This window comes from Altererythrobacter sp. (genome assembly GCF_050299635.1).
In the GTDB taxonomy this organism is placed as follows: domain Bacteria; phylum Pseudomonadota; class Alphaproteobacteria; order Sphingomonadales; family Sphingomonadaceae; genus Erythrobacter.
In genome coordinates, this window is the sequence record NZ_JBNKWF010000002.1 from 106447 (window position 1) to 113316 (window position 6870).

8 protein-coding genes are annotated in these 6870 nt (G+C 63.1%); 7 read left to right on the forward strand and 1 reads right to left on the reverse strand.

All coding sequences use genetic code 11. From position 1 onward, the window contains the following. Positions 1 to 22: 22 nt before the first annotated feature. From ACQY6C_RS01420 to ACQY6C_RS01430, 3 genes are read left to right on the forward strand one after another with little or no spacing between them, the layout of a single operon-like run. On the forward strand, positions 23 to 817 hold the full coding sequence (locus ACQY6C_RS01420; protein ID WP_427963858.1) for an exodeoxyribonuclease III: 795 nt from the start codon (positions 23 to 25) through the stop codon (positions 815 to 817). A 14-nt stretch (positions 818 to 831) separates the two neighbouring features. Continuing rightward, a complete protein-coding gene (ribA, locus tag ACQY6C_RS01425; protein WP_427963860.1) occupies positions 832 to 1899 on the forward strand; it encodes a GTP cyclohydrolase II in 1068 nt (355 codons plus the stop codon). After that, entirely contained in the window at positions 1896 to 2393 is a 498-nt protein-coding gene (locus ACQY6C_RS01430; protein WP_427963862.1) for a GNAT family N-acetyltransferase, read from the forward strand. Before ribA ends, ACQY6C_RS01430 begins: the two co-directional genes overlap by 4 nt. Here the strand turns inward: ACQY6C_RS01430 and ACQY6C_RS01435 are convergent. After that, positions 2390 to 3373: a right-handed parallel beta-helix repeat-containing protein gene (locus tag ACQY6C_RS01435; RefSeq protein ID WP_427963999.1), complete on the reverse strand. Its 984-nt coding sequence runs from the start codon at positions 3371 to 3373 to the stop codon at positions 2390 to 2392. The two genes, ACQY6C_RS01430 and ACQY6C_RS01435, sit on opposite strands and share 4 nt — an antisense overlap. A gap of 152 nt (positions 3374 to 3525) precedes the next feature. Between ACQY6C_RS01435 and ACQY6C_RS01440 the strand changes: the two genes are divergently transcribed. The 4 genes from ACQY6C_RS01440 to ACQY6C_RS01455 form a co-directional block, all read left to right on the forward strand. Beyond that, entirely contained in the window at positions 3526 to 3885 is a 360-nt protein-coding gene (locus ACQY6C_RS01440; protein WP_427963863.1) for a hypothetical protein, read from the forward strand. Between the two features lie 120 nt (positions 3886 to 4005). Further along, positions 4006 to 4263 carry a hypothetical protein gene (locus ACQY6C_RS01445; RefSeq protein ID WP_427963865.1) on the forward strand — a complete coding sequence of 86 codons (258 nt, stop codon included), beginning with the start codon at positions 4006 to 4008 and terminating at the stop codon, positions 4261 to 4263. Between the two features lie 42 nt (positions 4264 to 4305). Beyond that, positions 4306 to 5484, forward strand: a complete 1179-nt coding sequence (locus ACQY6C_RS01450) for an acyl-CoA dehydrogenase family protein (protein ID WP_427963866.1) — start codon at positions 4306 to 4308, stop codon at positions 5482 to 5484. A gap of 144 nt (positions 5485 to 5628) precedes the next feature. Next, on the forward strand, positions 5629 to 6870 hold a 1242-nt coding region (locus ACQY6C_RS01455; RefSeq protein WP_427963868.1), incomplete at its 3' end, for a CoA transferase.

The window sequence follows — 6870 nt, forward strand, 5'->3', positions numbered from 1 at the left end:
CCTGCACCCTAAGTGCCAATGCATGGTCACTATCGCTACATGGAATATCAATTCGGTGCGCTTGCGCCTGCCGATCGTCGCCCGCTTTCTGAAAGAGGAGGCGCCCGACGTATTGTGCCTGCAGGAAATCAAGTGCCAGGAACACCAGTTCCCTTACGAAGCGCTGGCTGAACTCGGTTATGAGCACGCTGCGGTACACGGGCAGAAGGGCTATCACGGTGTGGCTACCGTGAGCCGTATCCCGCTCAAGGAGGTTTCGCGCCACGACTGGCAGGCCAATGGGGAGGCGCGCCATGTCGGTGTTGAGCTGCTCGGCCCGGGCAAGGGCATGGTGCTGGAAAACGTCTATGTCCCTGCGGGTGGAGACGAGCCCGACCGCGAGAAGAATCCGAAATTCGGCCAGAAGCTCGACTTCCTGGCGCGCATGACCAAATGGGCCGGAGCGATCGAGCGCCCCACCATGATCGTGGGCGATTTCAATATCGCGCCGCTGGAGAGCGACGTGTGGAACCACAAGCAATTGCTCAAGGTCGTCAGCCACACACCGATCGAAGTGGAGACGCTGCAGCACTTCAAGGACGCGCATGGCTGGGTGGATATCGGGCGCGAGCATATCCGCGACCCGGAGCGCTATTACAGCTGGTGGAGCTATCGCGCGAAGGATTGGAAGGCCAATGATCGCGGGCGGCGGCTCGACCATATGTGGGCCAGCCCCGATCTCGCAAGGCAGGCCACGGGCCACCGCTTGCGCGAGGACGCGCGCGACTGGGAAAAGCCGAGTGACCATGTCCCGCTGATAACGGAGTTCAGCCTCTGAGCGGCGCACCCGCCTTGTCTACCCCCTCGCCTTCCCGGCGAGTAGCGCAGGCGGTGGATGCCTTGCGCCACGGCTGGCCGCTGGCGTTCGAAGGCGGCCCAGTCCTGCTCCCGGTCGAAACCGCGATTGCGAGCGGCGCGACTTCAGAACGGATGCTGATCTCGGCCGCACGCGCGGCAACGCTCAAGCTCGCCAACCAGCGCGAAGCGGCTGAGCCCCATGCTCCGGTGTTGATCCGTGGCGGGGAGGCTTTCGACCTGCGATTGGCGCGCCCGATTGCCGATCCGGCGCTCGATCTCGCCAACCCGCTCAAGGGACCGTTCAAGGCAGAGCATATCGACTGGCTGGAAGCGGCGAGCGCGGCGATGGAGCTGGCGCGGATTGCCGGGATCCTGCCCGCTTTCCTGGTCGATCCCGAGAACGCAGGCGAAGCGCAGGTGCTCTCGGCAAGCGATCTTGCGGCATGGTCGGATTCAGCCAATCTGCATATCGCCACCCGCGCGCATCTTCCCGTCTCGGCTTGCGACAGCGCCCAGATCGTCGCGTTCCGGAGCGCCGACGACACACGCGAGCATGTCGCGCTCATCATCGGGCAGCAGCGCGGCGATGCGGTGCCGCTGGTCAGGCTGCATTCGGAATGCCTGACCGGCGATATCCTCGGCAGCCTCAAATGCGATTGCGGACCGCAACTTGACGCCGCGCTTGCAGCCATGGCGCAGGAAGCTACGGAGAATGGTGGCTGGGGTGCGCTGCTCTATCTGCGGCAGGAAGGGCGGGGAATCGGACTGGTCAACAAGCTGCGCGCTTATGCCTTGCAGGATCAGGGCTATGACACGGTGGAAGCCAATCAGCGGCTCGGCCTGCCCGACGAAGCGCGCGACTTCGCTACCGCTGCACGAATGCTCGAACTGCTGGGCGTGAACCAGGTCAGACTGATGACCAACAACCCGAAGAAGGTCGCAGCGCTCGAAGCGGCGGGAGTGGTGGTGGCCGAGCGGGTTCCGCACCAGCTACCTGAAAACCCGCATAATGCCCGCTATCTCGCAACCAAACGGGACAAATCGGGTCATTTGCTCGAATGAGCGTGACGATCCGGCCCGAAATGCCGAGCGACGAGGCCGCGATTCACGCGCTGACCGAGGCGGCATTCCGCGACATGCCATTTAGCGACGGAGACGAGCAGGATCTCGTCGACCGGCTGCGCACGGATGGGGATCTGGCACTGTCGCTCGTCGCTGAAAATGCCGGACGCATCGTGGGCCACATCGCTTTTTCGCCTGTGACGATCTCTGACGGCGCCCTGAAATGGTTCGGGCTTGGCCCAATCAGCGTTTGGCCAGAACTTCATGGCCGCGGGATCGGATCGTCCCTGATGCGGCGTGGCATCGCCGACATGCGGGAGCGCGCCGCGCGCGGCCTGGTGCTCCTGGGTGACCCGGCCTATTATGCGCGCTTCGGCTTTTCCGCCGACCGACGGCTCAGCTATCCCGGCCCGCCAGCCGAATATTTCCAGTGCTTGCTGCTTGAAGGCGAGATGCCTCGTGGCAAAGTCAGTTACGCTGCCGCCTTCGGCTAGCGTGCCTCATACCCGGCGATGCCGGGAGCGAGGTCATTCTCTCCGATTTTCAAATCGTGCCCGGTCCAGTCGGCAATGAAGGCAGACGAACGCCGCAAGCCGGGCACGAAGCGCGCCACATTGCCGCTGATCGTCAGCCCATCGGCATCGTGCAGCAGCTCCTCCGCACCCACAGCGATGAAGGCGGAGTAGTTCTCCTTGTCGCGCCCCTGAACGAACCAGTTGCCCTCGATTCGTCCTGTCCCGCCCGCAGGCAGATCGATCATGTAATTGGTCCCGCGGCCGGCCGAATCGTCGAAACTGTTGTCGCGGATTTCGGCGCGGGCCGCGCGCGACTTGAGATAGTGCCCGCCTGTGCCGCGCTCGAAGCGGCTGCGGGTGACGCGCAGCGACCGATAGTCCCCGACATAGATCGAGTGCGCGCAACCAGCGTCATTTTCGCAAGTGCCGAGGCCGGAGAAGGTCGATTTGTCGATGACGATATCGGCTTCCCAATCGCTCCCGGTGAGAATTCCCTGCTGACTGTCCGCAAACCAGCTCTGGCTGACCGACAGATCGCCCTGCTCAAGCCGGATCCCCGCTCCATTGCCATCGGGCACCGCAATCCCGCGAAAGGTGAGACCGGTGATTTCCGCGCCCGCACCGCGCAGCACCAGAGCCGCCTTGCCTTCGCAGGCGACGCCTTCGAGCACCGATTGGCCCGAAATCTGCGCCGCCAGGCGAATGCGCCCCGCCTGCTGGACCGCACACTGCCGATATGTGCCCGGCGCGACCACGATCGTAGCCTGCCCGTCGCCCACGGCATCGAGTGCATCCTGCAGGCGCGCATAGCTGCGTCCGGTTTCCACCACCGTGAACCCCCTGTTCGAGGGCTGTGCCATCGGCGAAGTCGCAGGAACGGCTCCCGCCACGGCGATAGCCGCAACGGTAAAGGTCCATATACGGCGGGGCCTGAACGATCGAAAAGCTCGCTGAATCATCAACCTATCGCTAGCGCAGATCGGCAGGAATGCCAGTTCGTCTCGCTCGGCTGCTCCGAATTGGGACTTGGCGACCGGCAAGCTGCCGTTGTATGCCCCCAGCCGTCCCGGCATGGTCTTGCCGGTTCTCACCATTCTAGGAGGGTCCTGATATGAAGAAGTTTTCCACATTGCTGGCGGTTTCGGCCGCGTCGCTCGCACTTTCCGCCTGCGGCACGGCAGACGATGCTTCGACCGAGGCAACTGCCGACACGGTGGAGATGCCTGCCAACGAAGCGCTTGAAGGCGTGTCGGAAGAGCCGGTGGCAGATGATGCCGCCAATGCGGCTGACGATGCAGCAGCCGAAGACGCTACGGAAGCGCAGGCTGCAACCGCCGAAGCAGCTGGCGAAGCCGCTGCCGACGTGGCTGCACGTGCCGCTGCCGCAGCCGATGCAGTGGGCGACGCTGCCGATTCCGCTGCGAAGGCAGCTGACGCGGCTGGTGATGCGGTGGACGCGGTCACCAATTAAGTGTGATCGCGCCGCCGCCAGTGCGGCTGACGTAAACGGGCCGGTGAATCGGGCGTCCGGGGAAGCTCCGGGCCGATTCACCGGCTTTTTCTTTTCGATGAGCGCGCTATGGTCGATTGCATGCTGCAACCCAAATGCGCTCTCCTCGCTCTGCCTCTTGTGGCGCTCGTGGCCAGTTGCGGCCCGGCCGACAATGATTCGGGTCCGGGGGGCGTCAGCGTGGGCGAAGCGCGCGCGCTCGATGAAGCAGCCGAAATGATCGAACAGCGGCGCTTGCCAGATGAAGCACTGCCTGAAGAATCCGGTTCCGGGTTGGCGGGAGAAGGTCCGCCTTTGCCGCCGGACCAGACGCCTGACACCAATGCCGCCACTCAATAGGCGGGCGGCGCAAAAAACAATCGAGCGAGAGGAATACGCCCCATGGCCGAAATCGGGATGGACCCAGAAGTTTTCGAACAATTCATCGACCAGCTTGAACGCTATGTTCGCGAGCGGCTGATTCCCGCCGAGCGTGACGTGATCGAGAATGACCGCATTCCCGACGACATCCTGACCGAGATGAAGGAGATGGGTCTGTTCGGCCTCTCGATCCCGGAGGAGTATGGTGGCGCCGGGCTCAGCCTCACTCAATATGCCCGAACGGTTCACTGCATGAGCTATGCCGCACCGGCATTCCGTTCGATCTTCTCGATCAACATCGGAATGTTCAACTCGGCTATCAAGAATGGCGGGACCGATGAGCAGAAGGCCGAATGGTGGCCCCGCATCGCTGGAGGTGAAATCGCCTGCTTCGGGCTGACCGAGCCTGGTTCGGGCAGCGATAGCGCCGCGATGCAGACGACGGCAAAGCCCGACCCGAGCGGCAATGGCTGGATCCTCAATGGAACCAAGCGCTACATCACCAATGCGCCGCATGCCGATGTCGGGCTCATCATGGCACGTACCGAAAAAGAGAATCTGCCCAAGAACGCGCATGTCAGCGCCTTCATCGTGCCGATGAACACACCGGGCGTATCGGTCGGCAGCCCGGACAAGAAGATGGGCCAGTCCGGCGCGCAAATCGCGGATGTTATTCTGGAAGACGTGCATGTTCCGGGTGAGGCTCTGCTGGGCGGAGAGACCGGCAAGGGCTTCGTCTTCGCGATGAAAAGCCTCGACAATGGGCGAGTATCGGTCGGCGCGGCTTCGACCGGCTATGCCCGCCGCGCGCTCGACAGTGCACTGCGCTATGCCAATGAGCGCAAGGCCTTCGGTGAGCCGATCGCCAATTTCCAGCTGATCCAGCAGATGCTCGCAGAAAGCGAGACCGAGATCTACGCCGCCGAATGCATGATGGCCGATGTCACCGCGCGCGCCGATCGCGGCGAGAACATCCTGCGCAAGGCCGCTGCGTTCAAGGTTTTCGCATCGGAGATGTGCGGCCGGGTGGTCGACCGCGTAGTGCAGATCTACGGCGGGGCTGGTTACCTCGCAGAATATGACGCCGAGCGCTTCTTCCGCGATGCGCGCATCTACCGCATCTATGAAGGGACGACACAAATCCTGCAGCTCCAGATTGCCAAGCACATGCTGCGCGAATGGACGGCGGAGCACGGTTGATCGATGATCGTGTACGGCGCCACCCCCCTCCCAACCTCCCGATATGATGTCCGTCACGCTATCGGGTGGCTGGGAAGGAGAGAGGGCCGGTGCCGCAAGGAAAGCACGGATGTGCTTTCCGCTCCCTGCAAGGGATCGAAGTAGATGTACCAACTCCTCAGCGACCTCTCGATTGTAGAAGTTTCGAGCTTTGTCGCTTCCCCCACCGTTGGCCTCTATTGCGCGCAGATGGGTGCGGAAGTGATCCGGGTCGACCATGTCGCGGGCGGGCTCGATTACGATCGGTACTTGCTGACGAAGGAAGGCCGCAGCCTGTCGTGGGAGAATCTCAACCGGGCCAAGAAATCGGTCGCGCTCGATCTGCGCACCGGCGAAGGGCGTGAACTTTGCGTCGAACTCGCGCGCGCCACCGGCCAATGCGTCACCAACCTGCCTGAACAAAGTTTCCTCAGCCATGCCGCTATGGCCAGGGGGCGCGAAGACATGATTTCGGTCCGCATTCTGGGCTGGCACGATGGGCGCCAGGCGATGGACTTCACCGTCAATGCCGCCAGCGGCTATCCCATGATGACCGGCCCGGAAGATTGGGACCCGGCAGAGGCTCCCCCGGTCAATCAGCTCATGCCCGCCTGGGATTTCATCACCGGCGCCTATTCGGCCTTTGCTCTGCTCGCCGCGCTGCGCCACCGCGATGCGACGGGCAAGGGCAGCGAAGTGCGTGTGCCGCTGGGCAATGTGGCCATCGGCACTTTCGCCAATTCGGGCGCCATGGCCGAAATGCTCTATCGCGGCGCGAATCGCGAGCGGTTGGGCAATGCCATTTGGGGGGCGTTCGGCCGCGATTTCCGCAGCCGCGATGGCAAGCGCTTCATGGTCGCTGCGCTGACCGCCAAGCAGTGGGATGGGCTGGTTGCAGCCTTTGGTCTGCAGAGGGAGATCACCGCGCTCGAACAGGAGCTGGACGTGCGCTTTGAGGATGGCGACCGGCCACGGTTCGAGAATCGTCACCGCCTGTTTGACCTGTTCCAGGCCGCCGCTGGGCAGCGCGATTATGCAGACCTGGCCCGCAGCATGAGCCAGCACGGCTGCACATTCGAACACTACCGAACGCCATTTGAGGCTGCGACCGACCCGGAACTGGTCGAAAACAACCCGCTATTCGGGCCATCGCCGGCAAATCCCAGCGGATTCAATTATCCCGCAACCCGAAGCTTCGCCGATCTTCCTGGCGAGGATATGGGCGACCCCGCGCCAGCGCCCTATCTTGGTCAGCATAGCGAAGAGATCCTGGCCGAAAGGCTGGGCCTCTCGTCCGGCGAAATCGCGCGGCTGATCGATGCTGGCACTATCGCCACCAGTGACGCGACGAGAGACGCGACCCAAGAC

What these genes read in the sequence shown, in the direction of transcription:
- ACQY6C_RS01450 (WP_427963866.1), top strand. Translation starts at nt 4,306, where the DNA reads ATGGCCGAAATCGGGATGGACCCAGAAGTTTTCGAACAATTCATCGAC.
- ACQY6C_RS01445 (WP_427963865.1), top strand. Translation starts at nt 4,006, where the DNA reads ATGCTGCAACCCAAATGCGCTCTCCTCGCTCTGCCTCTTGTGGCGCTC.
- ACQY6C_RS01430 (WP_427963862.1), top strand. Translation starts at nt 1,896, where the DNA reads ATGAGCGTGACGATCCGGCCCGAAATGCCGAGCGACGAGGCCGCGATT.
- ACQY6C_RS01440 (WP_427963863.1), top strand. Translation starts at nt 3,526, where the DNA reads ATGAAGAAGTTTTCCACATTGCTGGCGGTTTCGGCCGCGTCGCTCGCA.
- ACQY6C_RS01435 (WP_427963999.1), bottom strand. Translation starts at nt 3,373, where the DNA reads ATGATTCAGCGAGCTTTTCGATCGTTCAGGCCCCGCCGTATATGGACC.
- ACQY6C_RS01420 (WP_427963858.1), top strand. Translation starts at nt 23, where the DNA reads ATGGTCACTATCGCTACATGGAATATCAATTCGGTGCGCTTGCGCCTG.